Here is a 539-nt window from a genome sequence, read left to right as displayed (position 1 = left end):
TCCAGCGCCGTCAGCGGCTTGAAGTGCAGCACTGCGCCAGCCGTGTTGAAGATCGCCTCGCCGTGGAAGAACGAGTTGATGCCCGGGATGTATTGCACGTTCGAGTACGAGAACGAGACGTCCCATTGCGAGCTGAACGCATAACCGCCCGTCACCGCAACGCGCTGCTGCGCCTGCGCCGTCTGGTAACCGTTGTTAATGCCCGACACACCCGCCTGCGCGCCCGCATTCGACGTCGTGGAGTTAGCGTCCCACGCACCGCCGCCCGGCGCAGCGTTATTAATGCGCTGGTAGCCCGCCGCGATCCCGAACGGACCGTTCAGGTACTGGATCGCCGCGCTAATCGTCGAACCGGCATTGGTGCTGCCCGCCACGCCACCCAGCGAATACGAACCGCTCACCGTCAGGCCATACATGTTCGGCGACGTGTACACCAGCGAGTTATTCGCGCGGTACAGCGTATCCAGCGAATCGATATCGCCCGGGTGCGCGCCGTACGCGCCGGTCAGCCACGTGGTCGGGCTATAGGGCGACAGCAG

The 539-nt window shown here is 64.0% G+C and carries 1 protein-coding gene; it reads right to left on the bottom strand.

The window, feature by feature from the left end:
• Window positions 1–539 (bottom strand): porin (locus PQQ96_RS42190; protein ID WP_408303363.1); only part of this gene is annotated, 539 nt, incomplete at both ends.

It is taken from the genome of Paraburkholderia sediminicola (assembly GCF_046027825.1).
In the GTDB taxonomy this organism is placed as follows: domain Bacteria; phylum Pseudomonadota; class Gammaproteobacteria; order Burkholderiales; family Burkholderiaceae; genus Paraburkholderia; species Paraburkholderia sediminicola_D.
This window is presented reverse-complemented; position numbering and strand designations above follow the sequence as displayed.